A 15,837-nucleotide genomic window follows, 5' to 3' on the forward strand; every position below is an offset into this window, starting at 1 on the left:
CGCGGGCGTCCGTCGAATTATCTGTACGGCAGCGCGAAGGCCGCATTGCAGGCGTTTCTCGAAGGCTTGCGAGCGCGGCTTTTCAAGGTCGGCGTGCATGTCGTCGATATCAAGCCCGGCTTCGTCGCCACGCCGATGACCGCGGGTCTGCCGCTGCCCGGGCCGCTCGTCGCGACGCCGGAGAAGGTGGCGAAGGATATCGTGCGTGGGGTCGAGAGGAACAAGGACGTGGTTTATACGCCGTGGTTCTGGCGGGGGATCATGCTGATCATTCGCAACGTGCCGCGGTTTTTGTTCAAGCGCGCGTCGCTTTAGGAAAAGTGCGGAACACGTAGCGCTTGTCAAGGCGGTACTTGATCACGTAGCCGATTGCAAGGCCGATGCACGCGCCGATGTAGCGCGCTTCAGCCGTGCCGAAGATGGCGTTGAAGCCGAACTCCACACCCCAGAAGATCGCGGTCGTGACGAGGCCCATCGTCACGTAGAGCGTGAACATGGTCGCGTCGTGGCGCGCGTTCTCGGCCTTGAAGCGGAAGATCCATTTCTTGTCGAGCAGGTACTTCACGACAAGGCCGACGCCCGTGCCTATGAATACCGAGAGCAGAATGTGCCACGGACCGGTGTAGATGCGCGTTGTGAGGTCCTGCGCGCCGATGTTGGCGAGGGTCGCGATGGCGGCGAAGAAGGTGTAGAGAAGCGCGAGATGCATTACCTTGGATCGAGATAGTTGTTTGACATTTCAGTGGCTCTTCGCCTTTTCTGGATTCGAACGCGTCTCACCTTTCGCAGATGGCCCGACTTCAAACGAAAGGTAGTTTGCGTTGAAACCGAAGCAATATACATTGCTATCGAGTCAATTCTGCAATGCTAGCCGAAATGCTATCGCGTGCCACCGATTCCCACATAAACACCGTCCCCGTTCGTCATATTAAGGGACAGATCATCTTGAGCCGCTGCTTTGAAAAACGTGTAGGCGGTACGGATCGAAGCAGCAGTTCATGATACGAAAAGCCGCTCGCATTTTCGTTGAAGATGCCTTTCGAAGATTTAATATATTTGAAGCGGTGAATGAGGCCGACGACTAACGATCCACCAAAGCGCAGGTAAGTTGCTCTTCCGGTTCAAACGTGCCTAAGGTGAAGCCTCGCGACTTCTGTATCACCTTTATTATTTTTACCTCTACAACCGCCCCGCCTTATTTTCTAGCACTTCAACAAGGAACCGTTCGCCTCATACCGAATAGCAGCATCGTTAAATCACCCTGTCATCGCATATTCGCGATATTAATTTGACTACTCGACAGCGACTCTCGCCATCCTCCGCACTAGACCTCCTGCCATATTCAACGACAAGTCTTAATTATCTTAATCCAAAGGCATGCGAAGATATTCTGGTTTAGGGAGACCAACAATCTCCAATATTTCGAAGCCACGAGAAAATTGGGCGGCACAAATTAGCGACTAGCCTATCGCTTGGGCGAACGTCGAAAAATCAATCGAACAAAGTGTTTCGGAAATTGAGTGTCACCGGACTGGCTACTTATTTGCCGCGGCAATGCGGACGCACACAACGATGGATTGAGGACGCCTTCGAGTGGACAGCTTGACCAAGTGGCACTGTCTCTTGACTTCGAAGGATGAGGAAATCGGCACACGTTAGACATCGTGGTGCACAGCGCGGCTCGGCAGTGCCAATCCCTAACTATCTCGCTTGGCGACTACCGAAGGCTGGCAACGAATGCCATCGACGGCGATCTCCCCTTTATGAAAAAGGCACTTTCATCAGCGGGTTTCGGGATACTCCGATAAGTTTTCGGGTTTTTGCGACGCAAAATTCTTCCATCGAGACTGCAATCGTCGCATCGCAACCAGCTCGCGATTCGCTAATTGTTAAATCGTGAATTTGCCCTAGATCACATCAGGTAGGCAAAGGCGCCGGACAGCGCACCCCGGTTCGTTTTGTTACCTGATGCCCCAGCACCTCGCTCGGCAGTACTCGACTCGCCACGAGGCGACCAAGCTTCTTATAGGACGTATGGAATTTCTCAATGTGCGGTCGAGCCCCTTCTCGTGAGACGCCTGTTGAGTCTCTCAATCCACCTTTTTATGGATTACTAGACCTGATACATACAACGCAACCTGAGCTTTAAAGGTCTGCGCATTTGAGACCCTGCGTGCAGATTCCAAGCCAATGTCGATCGAAGAGAGCAATCGAAAACTTTTGGCCGATCGATTCGATGCTGACATGTTGCGAAATCCAAGCAACAAAGTACCGACTTTTTATTTCCAGATAATCCCCGCATCCAGACGTCGGCCACATTCAGATAGCGAAAGCGCTTCTCTTTGGGCTTGTAGTTGCGATGCAATCGATCGACTCTGACGGCTGATCCGATCACAGTCACGAGGCCCAAGATCTCTTCGCGCTCGGCCAGTGTCTTCGCCGCTTTTCAGCGGTCGAGGTGCACATTTGTTAATGGAAATTTGCTGCAGATAAATCGGTCTGACCAGAAAGCTGCGCGATCTCAAGAGGTTCGCGGTTCTGCCAACTGTCCAGCATTACCGCGTTCCTTGTCTTAGTGCGATAAGTTCAAGGGCGCTGGTTCATGTGCAGCACTACCGCCCCCTGTCAGTCACTAACTTGTTCGTCGACCGGTTGAATTCTCCGGCCGAGTTCGCTCTGAAGGTGCGTTGCCGAAGCTCGTGGGCGGGGCATTGTCTGCGAAGCGACGTTTGACAACACAAATGTGCTAAATGCGGCATCGGGGCCGACCAGCAGCGCGGAACAGTAAACATTTCTTCCTCCCGCCTGCGCTTGGCCAAACGAATGCTTGATGCGCCATCGTCGACGCCGGCATTAATCAATCCTGCATCGACCCGATGTTTCGACTGACGTCCCCGGGCCTCATGATCCCGGAATCTCGGCTGCGCGCGCGCCCGTGCCGTGAAACGCAGCATTTCAGAGACGCTCATAGATTGAGTTTTCAGAATGCAGTAAACTCCATTACTGAAGCGGCGAAGTCGGTGTGTCCGTTGATTGCTGGCACGGCGTGCCTCATATTCAGTGACTTTATGGTAGTCTATGCGCAAATCTAACGATGAATTCCACGCCGGCGACACGGAGGTCCACTGTGTCTGCTATCTAGTTTGTGCGACACTTGTGTCGTACAAGCTGACGCGATCATGGTCACCTTCTCACCTAGTAGAGTCCATATATCTGTGGCAGGCGCGATCGAATACATACTTTGACTGGATGAGACGAATTCAGCTTGGCCAACTCGCATTCCAAATTTGCAGAGAACACGTCAAACAAAGGCGCCGCTGCCCTCCCGTCGGAAGTATGTTTACCGAGACACTTGAACTAAATTTGAAGAGTGTCGACGTTATCGAATTTTGGGCACGCTGTCGTGACGCACTCAGTCAGGGATAGTCTCAATGCGGCGCATAAAGGAAATCGTTGACTCGTTCGCAGACCGCTTCAACTCAACCTTGCTCAAGGGATACCGACTCTAGGATTAATTCGAATTCCTTTACGAGGTCTGGATGATGAGCCAAGAGATACCGCATGATTTCCTCATTCTCAAGCAATTTGGCTAAGTAGCCCCTGGCCAACACTAGATTCAAGACGTCCTGACCGAAGCTCTGTTCCGCAAGCTTATACTTGCTTTGTAGATTGCTCATTTCTCGTTCCATCTTTGCAATTTGCTCCTGGCTCGCGACTACGCGCCGTGGGCGTCGCTTCCCTTCGACCAGCCGATCCGCCGGAGTTGCTGCAAACAAGGCTTCTGCATAGGCGGCAGTAATGTTGTTCGCGGCCAGCATGAGTTCGATGCATTCTACCTGCCGCGTTGGCCTCATTCTCCGAATTACTCGAGATAGGCTGGGGGAGAATTGCTGATCCTTAAGAAGATCGATCGCTTCGGGGCAAATTCCGTCCAATAAGGTTGCCTTACTGATGATATGAGAAAGATTGACCCCAAGTGCCTTAGCTAAGCGCTCGGGCGACGCACCTTTTTCCATCGCTCGTCGAATCATGTAATGCTCTTGCAACGCCGATAGTCTATTCACACGGTTATTGTAGGTATAGCCTTCGTCGTCGGTTGACACTAGACAGGCGGCATGTGAAATACGTAGTGTTCGTAAAGCTAGAAGCCTCAAATGCCCGTCCAAAAGAACGAAACCGCCCAGATTCTTGTCCTCGGGCATAACAGAGAGGGGTTCAATAAGACCAACTTCCTGAATTGATGACACAATTTGCTTAAATTTTCGTGAGATTGTTAGCCCCGGAGTAGGTTGTCTCGACGGGAGGACCGAATCTAGAGGAACGTTAATCGGCTCTGGAATAAAGGCCAACTGAACTCGGCTCATGCTGCGCTCTCCGGCCATACCCGGTCTGCCAAGTATTTTGGTAAAGAGCTGATTGCTTCGGCGCGTAGCAGGTTGAGAAAATTCTCGTCGGCGAAAAGTTGACGTAGCGCTCCGACAATGAAAAGCAGTCGCTGTTGCGTGAAGTCTGCCTTTCGGACGAGTGCCTTCTGACGTTTGGCCTCATTTTGGTACGTTCGGACCAGTCCGCTCGCGGTGAGTGTCGAGCGTTTGCCTGCAGGTTTGTGGACGATTGACCTACCAAGGAGTTGCCGCTTTTCAATCACATGACGCGCCCGGACTAGTTGCCTTCCTCGAAGTTGCCCCGTTTCGTATGCTTCTTGAAGCGCACTTTGGACGGCGTTATCATCGTCGCCCGCGCGAACGATTGACAGCGCAGCATTCAATGGGATCGCGCCACTCTCAACCGAGACGAGAAGGCGCTCCTCGCCGTGCTTGAGCAGTGTCAGAATCCCTTGAATGTACGAAACAGTTAGACCCGTTTTTTCGGAAATCGCTTTTGCACCATATCCCCTTTCAGCCAGTTGGCGGATACCGAAAAGAAGTTCGAGGGGGCGGTATTGGCGTCGGGCGATGTTTTCTGCGAGGCTCATGATAAGGGCGTCCTCGTCGTCGACGTCGACCACCAAGGCGGGAATCTCACGTTCTCCCAAAGACGTGAACGCAGTCAAACGTCCCTCACCACAGATAAGGACGAAGCGCTCAGTGCCGTCCGGTGCTAGTCGCGACGTGACGACAATCGGCTTCTTGAGCCCGATCGCTTGTATGTTGCCGACGATTTCCTCGAATATTCGACTGTTCCGGTCACGATGATTGATTACCTCGATGCGGTCGATCGGAACTGTGCGGATGACGAGCGGATTTACGCTTGCATTCATGCGACCCTCCGAAGGCGCGCGCGCTCTGCCATACGATAGAGATACTCAAGTGTGTCGAAGCGATACGTCTCGATCTCTACCGAGTTCCGCTCGGCTAGATGAATGTCTCGCTGGCCAAAATCGACACGCGGTAGTAGGTAATAGTCGTGGGGTGACTCGTTCCCGTCTTTCATTCTTACAGCAACGGTGATGTCGGGAAGCAGACTCGCGTCGAACCGAACTTTCCACCTGTGTTTCATCAAACCGGCGTGCTGGCAGCGTGCCAAGACGATCGAAACTGTGAACTCTCGATTTATGTACAGCACATCGGTGGCGGGGTCCCTCACGGTTTCGCCGCCAATCTTGGCGATCAATCGCTCGGTATCATTTACGATCTCTGGATGCAGTCTGCGAAGGAGTCGGTTTATCTCGACATATTGATAGTCCCGGTCTGGTGTGAACCCGACGGCTTGGTACGCTCTTACCAAGCTCCCAAATCGGTAAGTGTACACAGAGGACGATGGCATCCCATCGGTTTCATCAATTACAATTCCAGAAAGGAAGCCACGTGATTGATAGAGGCCCCTCAGCCGCGCCAGTAATTCTTCGTTTGAGTACCGATGTGCGCGTGCGCGCATAATCCCCTGAGCTATGTAGAATACGTCTGGAGACAGTACTGACTCAAAGGCTCCGTTTTTTCGGATCCACATTTCAGGCGGATTCACCACTCGGAGCTTCTTGAGTTTGAACGAAACTCTGTTGTAGATGTTGTTGCCGATATACTTCTCGTTGCTGAGAACTTCGTGGACCGTTGCTCTGCTCCACGCACGGTCGAGGTCGGTCCGTACATTCATCGAGTTCAATCTAGCCGCGATTTGAGCTTCGGATAGCGACTCCTCAATGAACCACTGATAGACCAGGCGAACAATTCCAGTTTCGCACTCGGGCCCAGGCATCAGGACTACCCGGTCAGTTCGCAAGCTCTTGCGTTCTCCGCGTCGAAGTTCCGACTTGACCAGCCCGCCTTGGTCGACAAGAACTCTTCGTAGGCCGAAACCCGCCGGTCCTCCTTGACGGAAGCCGAGCTCAATCAGTCGGCATTGACCGGCAAAGACTTTCGTTGACAATTCGCGGCTGTACTCTCCGGCCATTGCCCGTTTGACACCTTTAACGATCGTCGAGACTGGAGATCCATCGTTCTCAAATTGTTCAGCACAATATACAACGTTGATGCCAGCACGCCTACACACGTACTCGTAATAGGCACTCTCATCTGCATCCTGAAATCGTCCCCAGCGGCTAACGTCGTATACTAAAATGACTTGGAAGTCGACAGTGCGTGCTTCAACATCATGGATGAGCCGCTGAAGTGCAGCGCGCCCGTCTAACCGAAGGCCGCTTTTTCCCTCGTCCGCATAGGTCGCAATAATCCTGAGTCGATGCTGATTGGCATATTCTTGGATCTTTATTCGCTGATTCTCCGTGGAGTACTGTTGGTGTTCAGTCGACATACGAACATACTCAGCAGCTCTAGTATGAAAGCCACCTTCGCACACCTTTGGATCAGGATCGCCTGTCATTCTTTCCACCAGTCCGATGACCTGCTTGATGCGTACCGTAAAGTTCGGGCGAACCGTCCATTGCAGCCGTAATGAACCGAAGCGCTTCGCGTCGGAATCAGAGTAGCAGCGTGTAACGTTACGTGGCACGAGTCATCTATTTACAATCTTTCTTCAGGAAGCCCCTCCGTGGCCGTCAGCACTGTGAGGTGAACGATCCACGCGTTCATTTTTGCGTGCAACGAATTAGATACGGCCGTCAAGATGTACGTTCCCGATCGCAGGGAGTAGTCCAGCGGCCACGCGTCCATCTTTGCACTGGCATGGCGATCTGTTTTCCGCTTCTTTTGTTGCTCACGGTTGCGAGCAACGTACGCCGGATGTTTCTCCCGATATGACTTCCAATAATCGGGATTGCGCACTCGCCAATCCGCACTGGCTCGAAGTTGATTCTCCCGATAGTCGTGATCGGACTGCAGCCGTTCTCTCTGCCAAAGTCTTCGGCGTGTCAGCTGACAATCGTGAGTAGAACAGTACCGCTGATTGGGGGATTGGGGCCGCACCTTGAACCGTTGTTTGCAATTCCCACAGCGACGGTAGACGTCCATTTTTTGCTCCCAGAGTCAGATCATTAGTTTGACTCGGGCAGATTATTTCGATACGCGCTTTGCCGGCGTACGGGGCGCATACCCGCATGCCGGGAGACTGCGAACTCGCTAGGCTGCGAAACTGTGACGTCTCGCATCGATCAAACTCCGCATCATTCTCGCGCGTGCATACCCGAAGATCCGCGACAGGGCGACGCGCAAATGGTCTCTGTGTTTGGCGCGCGCGGTTAGAGCGTGTGCACGGATGTTACGAATCCAATTTCAGCCCCAAGATTGTCAGGGATTACTGAACGCAAAGCGGATCAAAGGCTCGCTCGCCTCTCTCCGCCCGCTCCAATACCGGGAGAGTCTAGGAATGGCAGCATAAAACCAGCCCAAGATTTACCTTCGCCCCCTTGGGTCAGGCTTCAGTCGGTGTTGACATATATCGAACGCGGGCGTGCGACGCGCCGGCGTCGCATGCCGAACTTGTAGTGCGTCAGACTTCTTTGCTGTGATCTGCCAGCAATTCCGAGCGGCCAATTACTTCCCTCGTGCTATCGGCCTTGTCGGCATCCGAGAAACCAGTGACCTCAATGACGGGCGTGAGCTCTCTGAGCGCTGCCTGCGGTTTGGCGCTGCGCAGTGACGCCATGCCTTCGTTCCATGCGTGCAGCATCTGCTTCGCAATCCAGCGCCACCGGGTCTCATTTTTTGCAGCTTCGACAATGTCCTTTCCAGTTGAGACAGCGAAATCGCACAGCGCTTCGACCATCTCACGATATCGCTTTGGCGGAAAGCCAAGGCGAGTGTTAAAAAAGCGCTCCAGCGTCTTCCCGGGGGCCCACTGGGCAGCGACAATTGTTTTGGCCGACCGGCCGTGCCGCTTGACGCTGTCTAAACTACCATTGTCAGGGTCGCGCATTTTGAGATCCAGCGCACCGTGACGTCTCCGACGCTCGTCGGCAGACCCTTGAAATCTGGGACTTCACGTACAGCCAAATCGACATGCGACGCTCCAGAATCTTGCGAAAAGCTACATCGCCCCTCCGTTGTAGATAAGTATAAGTAGGTCCTACAGCGTGTCGCCAATGGCCGAAGACGACGACCTCATCGTCTTTCTGAAGCGTTTTCACCCATTCGGGTCGGCTGGTCCATACTTCCGCTTGGGTGAGTTCGCCCACGTTCGCGTCACGGGCATAAGGCGTAGCGGCTGGGAGCTTGAGCTTTAGAATATACAACGACCGGTCCTTGCGTTGGATGATCTTGATCGTGGAAACATGGCCGACCAGAGCGACTGGAAACGAGACAGCTGTCTGACCGATCCAGCGATAGGCTGCAAGGAACCGCTCTTCCTCGTAGTAGAAGTCGCTCCAGCACACGGACATTCCGTTGAAGACAAGTTTGACCCGATCCTTCAACACGTTATCGTCTCCACACAAGGCGCGAAGCGAGATCACTCGCTTAGCGGTGTTGAGGTATGCCGATAACAAGAGACGCGGATCATGTGAGAAGAGCAGTCCATTAGCATTTGCTGCGCTGATCAGTCGCGTGATGGTTGCCTCGGGCCGGCACGCCGTCAGATCGCGCATATCACTAAACGCAAGGAGACGGAAGCAATATCGTCCTTGGGCTAGCGCCTGCATAACACCCAACGACCGGCGCGCAAGCACTTCAATCTCCTCGCAAACATTGAAGACGCAGCTCTCCTCGTGCGCGCATTTCGGAAGCAGGCGGAAATATCCCCGCACCCAATAGACCTTTCCCCTATTCTCTCGGGCATGTGGCGGAACATAAGAAACGGCAACGCCGCAATGCCTACATTTCAACGACGATGTTTCTGTAGGAGAGGCGATTTCGTCCGTGAAGATCTCTCGACCTTCCATTGTTACAGCAGACCACATCTTTGCGGCCATGACCTTTCCTCCTGCCGCTCACGCGGCGCAGTTTGCTATGATTAATCATTGATACATTGCATGCTTCGGTTGGTGCGTTTGTTCTGCGAAATAATCGACCGTCGGATTTCGACTACTCGACCCGCATTAGATACCGCTATTCGCGATGAGAGTGAACAGGGTTTCGGTCGAGGAGCTCGTGACTCGCACATTGCTTAGGCGAACCGCGCCGTGCAGCGCGGTTCGCATCAACGTCAAATCGCAGAGACGCTAACAGCACGCCCGATTATCGAGTGGCCGATTTCGAAGATGCGAGAGTCCAACAAGCACAGCCACGGAACCGCCAGGCTAACGAGTGGGCTGACGAACGTCCGAAAAGCAAATGTGCCCGACAACAAATAACGTCAGCGATATGAAGCAAAGCAGAACCGTTTCAATGATCACGCGCACGTCCCAGGTCTTCGTCGCGTACACCAAATAGCCCGCACCGATAAGCGCCCAAGCGCTCAGCAAATGGGCAAATCGTCCATTGAGCCGCCGCTGAGACTCAGTCGGCGCTTCGAAGAGTCGCAGTCTGGACAACCAGCGCTCGCCAAGGCTAAGTCTCGCGCCTACGACATACTCACCGTCCTGTTTGCATTCAACTCGATAGGTGACTCCATCCACCTTGATCCGCATAGTGATGCGACGCTCCGACTTCTCTAGGATGCCGAGCAAAGCACTCAGACGCGGCGACAAGGTCAGACGGGAGGACGTCTTCACCAAAACATAATCGGTCAGCTCCAGACCACCTGCATAACGGACTTCCAATACAGCGACTTTCATAAAACCTCCTTAGATGGAAAAGTGTTTGCCTCCAGCGTTATGCTGAAAGCGGACTACAGCGGTTGAAACCACAACGATGGCGCTGGTATGCGCGCCGCTATCAGCTAAGCCGATCGGCCCTGAAGCGCAGACACGATGGAAATCTCAAGTTGAAGCTGCAGCGGCACGCGAGTCATCGCCGTCGATAAATGTCCGGTCCGACCGATCGGCATCAAGAAAGCGACCGGCGATGGTGGCAACAGGTCGGACGCGCTCGTGAGGGCAAGCGTGTCCGTGCTCCGCGGGGATCGAAAGATGAAGATTTGGTGAAGGGCGAGCAGAAGCCGCTCGCCTGTTATGTCGATGCGTGAATACGCGGTGGGTGGATTCAATATAGACCGACAGCCAGTCTTAGTAACGCTAAAAGCTTCGAAAAAACGCAGTCTTTCCGGTTTGCTCCGACCCGCGCCAAGGTTTATCCGAAACGAGGATGTGGATAGTTCTTGTGGCGCGGCGTTGCCCGCGTCGACTCGACGCTGCGCTTCCCCTCCCCTTAGCCTTGTCTCGCTATATCGCTTTCGTTGTATTTCCGGTCCGATCCTTCGTCGGGTTACCGTCTTGTTCTGAAACGATGGTCAGCTTCGCCCGAGGATTTTCAGCGCGACTGTCTTCGCCGACACGAACCGCATGTCCGATCTATATGGCTATCAATACGCGCTGCGTCCAGATAACGTGCATGCGTCGCGCGAAAGCTGAGCAATTTCGTGCGCAAAAAGTAATGCAAATCGGACAACGCTAGAACTCCATCGGGTGCCGTCGGATGGAGGCGACAGTCCACCTCTGCGAATATGGCGATGCTCTCGACCGGACAATCGTGCTGAGAGAGCACTGACCGTAAGTGGCGCACCGCCGGCTTTGCACGCCGGAGAGGCGACGTGTGCACCGTGACGCCGCCCAAGTCATCGATCACGAGCAACTCGTCTTCATTGGTCCCGGGCCTGACCTCGCCTCTCCAATCGTAGTAGTTGACAACGAAAACACCGAAAGGCGTAACAGCAAGGCAATGGACCAATGTCGTCGCGCTCGCAGTGCCCGGCGCATGTTCGAGGGTTAGGTCTTCGCGAAAGCGGACTTGGCTCTCACACACGCGGCTGAATACAGGCGCGATTCGGCGGTGCAACCAGCGGCAGACGCGCCGACGGCCTGCGCCTAAGACTGAATCGTGCTCTAGCAGATGAGTAAGGTGATCGGCGCCGCTTAGCCTTCGATCGTTCGACGGATGGGATGCGGGTTCTCGTTTCTGAATTGGATCTCTCATTTCGTTTCTCGCGGTTGGTTTATTGCGGTCATCAATCAGTCTTCGCCGAGCGCTGCACGTTGATGGACGACGTTTTGTTAAGAGATCCTCGCTCGGTGTCGCCCCCACTCAGCAAGAACACTGGGCGATAGGCATCGTGATGTCGAAGATTTCGTGCCATCCTGGCAGGTACCAAACCAGCAGTCGCGCGCAACCAATAGCGGGCGTGAGTCCGATCGCCGCGTGATAAATTCGGTTGACCGCGCTCCGATAAGTGAATAGTCACGCACATTGCCGGCGACATGATGCGTCTGCAAGCAGAAGGTTGCGAAGGGTGCCTAGACGCTTCAACTGCGCGGCGACTAGGCAGGTTTCTTTCTCTAAACGCTCGAGCCGCCTGAGCCAGTAAGACCGACCAAGGTAAGGCGGCATGGGCGGTGCATTCGCGCTTAGGAGGTGGCGTATCACGCGTTCGAGGTGCGTCAATTCAGCGTCCGCGCACCGTGAGGGCCGCTTCACCTCCGACGCTCGGGACTTTGCGATGGGTTGTTGCTTTAGCGCACGCATGATTTGGCTCCGCCAGCGCGCGGGCGTTGCGCACGCATCGGGTCGCGCGTGCGCGCTCGAGACCAATTGAGGCGCGAGGTACGCTGCTTAGGAGCGACGCTTCGCGCTCGTTGTGTGGGTAGCGGATGACACAGACGCTTCGTTGTTAGCATAGCGATGAATTACTGGTTTGAACAAGACCAGCATGCCTGCAACAAGAAGAAGTCAAGGCGCTGCCGTGACCTGCAGGAAATACGGAAAGACAGGTTTGCGCCCGGACATGCAGGCGCGGGTCACTAGGTCCGCACGCCCCAACTACGAGCGACAAAGATACGGACAAAAGCGGGAGTCGCCTCGACTCGTTTGGAGATCCCTGTAGCTCGCCGAGCGGCGCAAAAAACCGCGCGCGGCCGCCATACGTCCCCTTCGTGCTTCGTAGAGCTAATTCTTTTTTGGGCGTACGAGCCCATGAATGCACGCGTGCACGAAATCGCTGCATTTTTTGCCGACCCAGAGTTGCAATCGCGCAATGGTAGGCTCTCAGCCTCCAGCCGATGTCGCATATCGCGTCTCAGACGCACGGAACCGGAATGGCGTTAGCCACTCTGCTATCACCACGGCCGCTGCGTGAACCCACGCCGCGGACTCGAGTGAGTAAGCCCTCATTTCTGTGTCTTCGTGGCGACGTCGCTTGCGGCATTCGGAGGAGGGAAACAATCCGCCGACGTCGCCTACGTCAATGCGTTGACACGCTTAGCAGATGAAGAGGTGATGAGTGTCTGGTTGCGAAAAGTTAAGCGACGATCGCCGAAGGCTATGGGGCATCATCGCGGCCGTCATCGGCAGACACTCAAGATCGACGATTGTCGTCCGAAGCATGCGAGACACGTCGTCCAACGCATCGCCTAATGTGATCTTCACGAGGGACGGGGCGCGAAAGTACTCGGCAAGCGGGCGAGGTGAGCTTTATCGAAGATGCTACCAAATTGGCGCAAAAACTGAACCAATTCAGCATCGGTAATCCGCTTTTTCAGAACTTTTGTAATCGACTTCTCGATCTCGTTGCGGTACCTCCACAGCAACTCGGAATCTTTACATTCGATCACCAGCCGATTTCGGCCTCTTCCTTTTCTAATGCGTACACGGGTGAAAGTCGACGGGCGGATATTCTCCGCGTTGAGCTCAGAGAGAATGTTTGCCGCCGTCCGGCCGCTCGCGTCGAACATTGACTCCACGCAGCGTGCCCGTACAAGCATCTCATCGAGTCCCAGTTCGTCCTTGAGCGCGAGAAGTCGCTTCCCAACCGCGAACGTTAGGTCCGTCTCATAGAACAGGTGACGAACTGCGTCGGGAAGCTCCCGAATCGAAACGGCAACGCTAACATTCCGTCGCGATACCCCGAGCGCCTTCGCACAGGCACTGAAACTTGCCCACTCTCCATTCGTCACCCCGAGGTGATATCGGTCGGAGATGTTTTTAGGCAGATCAAGCGCGCGGGCCGCGATCTTTACGGGGTCTTGCCCCGACCAGCGCAGCATTGTCTTGGAGTTCAGCGCGTGGCCTTTGACGATCTTCAATACTGCTTTATTCGAATGCTTTGCATTGGTCGCCCCGCTCTGCCGGATACGGCCCAGCACCGTTTTGATCCCATCATGAATGACTGTATGGCGAATGACTCGAACGGTGTGGCTGCTGATTCCAATGAGGTCATCAAATAGGTCGAGAATCTCATCGGGCAACTCGTGAAGCTGCAATGCCAACGACAAATCTCCCTGACTCACGCGCAATGTGCTTAAAGCGCCGAGTTGCGTCTTCCATTTCCCTTCGTTGAGCCCTTCCTGATATAGCTGCGCAAGTCGCAGGCAACTGCGACGGCTTATCAAGCGATATGGCCTTTTTGATGGTTTCATCGGGTCTCCTTTAGTTCAGCGCCTGGATGATCGCATACTTGTTGCTCACATAAGAGAGTCCTGATAACGACGCCACAACCATTTTTTAAATTGGGTGAAAGACGTATTAAAAACACCGTCTTTCAACTTTCGCCATTTCATAATGCTTACATACATCATCAGAACAAGTGACCCGAATGCATAGCAGCAAGATGATAGAAGCGCCGACTGAAGCTCTGCGCACTACGACATGGCGTGAGATTCGATAGCAGCTTGTGCGCCAACGAAAGTTGGCGTAGAATCCGGCAATAGTCCAAGCATTGCAACATCCACAAGCGGACTTTCAAAGGCAAGTCAGCAATTCGCTGCTTTCGCCGCCAATACCACTCTGCTGTCTTCGCTGCACCCCCTCTGCTCAATTTCACCGTTAGTCAGACCGGAAAAGTTCGTCCGGAGAGCTTTGCTTTTTTCTCTGGTCACACGGAGCTAACCCACTGATTTTTATTTGAAAACAGCGAAATATTGCGAAATCGACTTCGTGCGGCCGAAGGCTCGTTTTTCGCTTACGCCAAGGCAGTCGGCGTAAGCATTGGAAGGAATGCGGTGAAAAAATGCGCATTTGTGCCGCAGTGGCAGAAAGATCCTCGCCTAGCAATCAGGACCGATGCGCATCACGCTCGGCTTGTTCGACGGCGTGATCCCAACTCTGGCATCCTTTCCGTAGACGTGCATTGATCTCGTCGACATCAAAGAAGGACCAGTTGACGGCACTGTAGCGATCGTAGCTTTGCCGCAAGAACTGGCTCAGTTCGTTCAGTTTGAAGATCGCGGTGGGAACGCCAAGTTCGATCGCGCAAGCATCATGCGTAGCGATGGCGATCGCCTGCACTGGGCATTGCAAATCCGACAGAAGGGCGGAAAGAAAGTGAACGGCGGGTGCCGCACGCCAAAGGGGGCATGGAAAGGTATGTGCTGCGCCCGACTCGCTCAGGACGACCATTTCGTTCGCCTTCTGCGAAGAAGAAATGATGCCAGCCACCGGGATGTGCGTGATCACAAAGACACCGAACCGAGTGACGGCTACGCAGTCCACGTCGACGCCCTGCCCCGAAAATCCTTTGCTGGTGAGCACTAGCATGTCTTCATGCAAAGCATAACGGTTGACCAGCAACGGGGCGAGAATCGCTCGCAACTTTCGCGAGAACTCGGCGTACTCGCGCCGACGCTTCTTGAGCGCGGGCTCCTTCTCGTAATCTTTCGGATATCCGAGATAGGCCTGGGTCGGAAAGAACGGGGTGATCTGCTCTTTTGCAGGTGCGCCGGTTTGTTTTGCCATCGATTGAAGCTCCGTTGTATCTGGCGAATCGTTCAGCCAGCTCTTGTCGTTGGGGTGCAACAAGAACAATCGTAGAGTCCATTGCGAGCATTAAGAGGTTGGAATGATGCGAAATTCGATAGATCTTTCGTCGCAGCCAGGGAGCGGTGCCCCGCGCGGCGCTCGATGAGCCCAAGCCGCCGCCCCATACTTTTTAATGTGCTAAGTGCGGCCGACGTCATTTCGCGCGACTGCTTCGATATTGCGAGCGAGTTCCACTAGCCAAGCGCCGACGCCATCTGCAAGCGCTCGCGGCAGGTGATGCGTGGCTCGAGAAAGGTGCCAATTTGCTGCTCTTCGGGCCGCCGGGGGCCGGCAAGTCGCACGCAGCGGCCGGGCTCGGACATGCGCTGATCGATGCCGGCTATCGGGTGTTCTTTATCGCAACGGGTTGGACCGAGTGTCTCGCTATGCCGTTTCGCAGCGGCGCGTTCGTTCTTGAGCACATCGAGCGGGTTAGCGCTGCCTTGCCGTTTCCGTTGCGTGGTCTGGACTGCGATAACGATAGCGCCTTCATGAACGCGGCTGTCTTCGATTTCTGCAAGGCAACGGGTATCGAGCTGACGCGCTCGCGCGCCTATAAGAAGAACGATCAAGCGTGGGTCGAGCAAAAAAATGGCTCGGTCGTCCGTCGCCTCGTGGGCTA

Annotated in this window: 12 protein-coding genes; 2 read left to right on the plus strand and 10 right to left on the minus strand. The window is 54.4% G+C overall.

The annotated features are described in order from the left end of the window. Positions 1 to 315 (plus strand): SDR family NAD(P)-dependent oxidoreductase (locus tag AWB82_RS34590; RefSeq protein WP_143756964.1); only part of this gene is annotated, 315 nt, incomplete at its 5' end. Here AWB82_RS34590 and AWB82_RS34595 read toward each other — a convergent pair. From AWB82_RS34595 to AWB82_RS34640, 10 genes are all read right to left on the minus strand, one after another. Next, positions 296 to 709: a GtrA family protein gene (locus tag AWB82_RS34595; protein ID WP_086973776.1), complete on the minus strand. Its 414-nt coding sequence runs from the start codon at positions 707 to 709 to the stop codon at positions 296 to 298. The genes AWB82_RS34590 and AWB82_RS34595 overlap by 20 nt on opposite strands. Positions 710 to 3,479: 2,770 nt before the next feature. Beyond that, the gene (locus tag AWB82_RS34600; RefSeq protein WP_086973777.1) at positions 3,480 to 4,364 is read right to left on the minus strand and encodes a plasmid partitioning protein RepB C-terminal domain-containing protein; all 885 of its coding nucleotides are present in this window, start codon (positions 4,362 to 4,364) and stop codon (positions 3,480 to 3,482) included. Next, positions 4,361 to 5,260 carry a plasmid partitioning protein RepB C-terminal domain-containing protein gene (locus AWB82_RS34605; RefSeq protein WP_086973778.1) on the minus strand — a complete coding sequence of 300 codons (900 nt, stop codon included), beginning with the start codon at positions 5,258 to 5,260 and terminating at the stop codon, positions 4,361 to 4,363. The genes AWB82_RS34600 and AWB82_RS34605 overlap by 4 nt, the downstream gene beginning before the upstream one ends. After that, on the minus strand, positions 5,257 to 6,819 hold the full coding sequence (locus AWB82_RS34610) for a recombinase family protein (protein ID WP_086973779.1): 1,563 nt from the start codon (positions 6,817 to 6,819) through the stop codon (positions 5,257 to 5,259). The genes AWB82_RS34605 and AWB82_RS34610 overlap by 4 nt, the downstream gene beginning before the upstream one ends. Positions 6,820 to 7,884: 1,065 nt before the next feature. Further along, entirely contained in the window at positions 7,885 to 8,310 is a 426-nt protein-coding gene (locus AWB82_RS34620; protein WP_200818270.1) for a hypothetical protein, read from the minus strand. Beyond that, a complete protein-coding gene (locus tag AWB82_RS34625; RefSeq protein ID WP_143756965.1) occupies positions 8,297 to 9,301 on the minus strand; it encodes a hypothetical protein in 1,005 nt (334 codons plus the stop codon). Before AWB82_RS34625 ends, AWB82_RS34620 begins: the two co-directional genes overlap by 14 nt. 327 nt (positions 9,302 to 9,628) lie before the next feature. Then, positions 9,629 to 10,105, minus strand: a complete 477-nt coding sequence (locus AWB82_RS34630) for a hypothetical protein (RefSeq protein ID WP_086973782.1) — start codon at positions 10,103 to 10,105, stop codon at positions 9,629 to 9,631. 634 nt (positions 10,106 to 10,739) lie between these two features. Further along, entirely contained in the window at positions 10,740 to 11,402 is a 663-nt protein-coding gene (locus AWB82_RS39285; RefSeq protein WP_143756966.1) for a nuclease-related domain-containing protein, read from the minus strand. 1,442 nt (positions 11,403 to 12,844) lie between these two features. Continuing rightward, a complete protein-coding gene (locus tag AWB82_RS34635) occupies positions 12,845 to 13,837 on the minus strand; it encodes a hypothetical protein (protein WP_143756967.1) in 993 nt (330 codons plus the stop codon). A gap of 634 nt (positions 13,838 to 14,471) precedes the next feature. Then, on the minus strand, positions 14,472 to 15,152 hold the full coding sequence (locus AWB82_RS34640; RefSeq protein ID WP_143756968.1) for a hypothetical protein: 681 nt from the start codon (positions 15,150 to 15,152) through the stop codon (positions 14,472 to 14,474). A gap of 326 nt (positions 15,153 to 15,478) precedes the next feature. On the opposite strand from AWB82_RS34640, the gene AWB82_RS39290 reads away from it, so the two are divergent. After that, positions 15,479 to 15,837, plus strand: a 359-nt coding sequence (locus AWB82_RS39290; RefSeq protein ID WP_143756969.1) for an ATP-binding protein, incomplete at its 3' end; no start/stop codon positions are given.

It is taken from the genome of Caballeronia glebae, assembly GCF_001545035.1.
GTDB classification, from domain to species: Bacteria; Pseudomonadota; Gammaproteobacteria; order Burkholderiales; family Burkholderiaceae; genus Caballeronia; species Caballeronia glebae.

Coding starts and splice junctions, on each gene's coding strand:
- AWB82_RS34595 (WP_086973776.1), bottom strand. CDS start 709: ATGCATCTCGCGCTTCTCTACACCTTCTTCGCCGCCATCGCGACCCTC.
- AWB82_RS34600 (WP_086973777.1), bottom strand. CDS start 4,364: ATGAGCCGAGTTCAGTTGGCCTTTATTCCAGAGCCGATTAACGTTCCT.
- AWB82_RS34605 (WP_086973778.1), bottom strand. CDS start 5,260: ATGAATGCAAGCGTAAATCCGCTCGTCATCCGCACAGTTCCGATCGAC.
- AWB82_RS34610 (WP_086973779.1), bottom strand. CDS start 6,819: ATGACAGGCGATCCTGATCCAAAGGTGTGCGAAGGTGGCTTTCATACT.
- AWB82_RS34620 (WP_200818270.1), bottom strand. CDS start 8,310: ATGCGCGACCCTGACAATGGTAGTTTAGACAGCGTCAAGCGGCACGGC.
- AWB82_RS34625 (WP_143756965.1), bottom strand. CDS start 9,301: ATGGCCGCAAAGATGTGGTCTGCTGTAACAATGGAAGGTCGAGAGATC.
- AWB82_RS34630 (WP_086973782.1), bottom strand. CDS start 10,105: ATGAAAGTCGCTGTATTGGAAGTCCGTTATGCAGGTGGTCTGGAGCTG.
- AWB82_RS39285 (WP_143756966.1), bottom strand. CDS start 11,402: ATGAGAGATCCAATTCAGAAACGAGAACCCGCATCCCATCCGTCGAAC.
- AWB82_RS34635 (WP_143756967.1), bottom strand. CDS start 13,837: ATGAAACCATCAAAAAGGCCATATCGCTTGATAAGCCGTCGCAGTTGC.
- AWB82_RS34640 (WP_143756968.1), bottom strand. CDS start 15,152: ATGGCAAAACAAACCGGCGCACCTGCAAAAGAGCAGATCACCCCGTTC.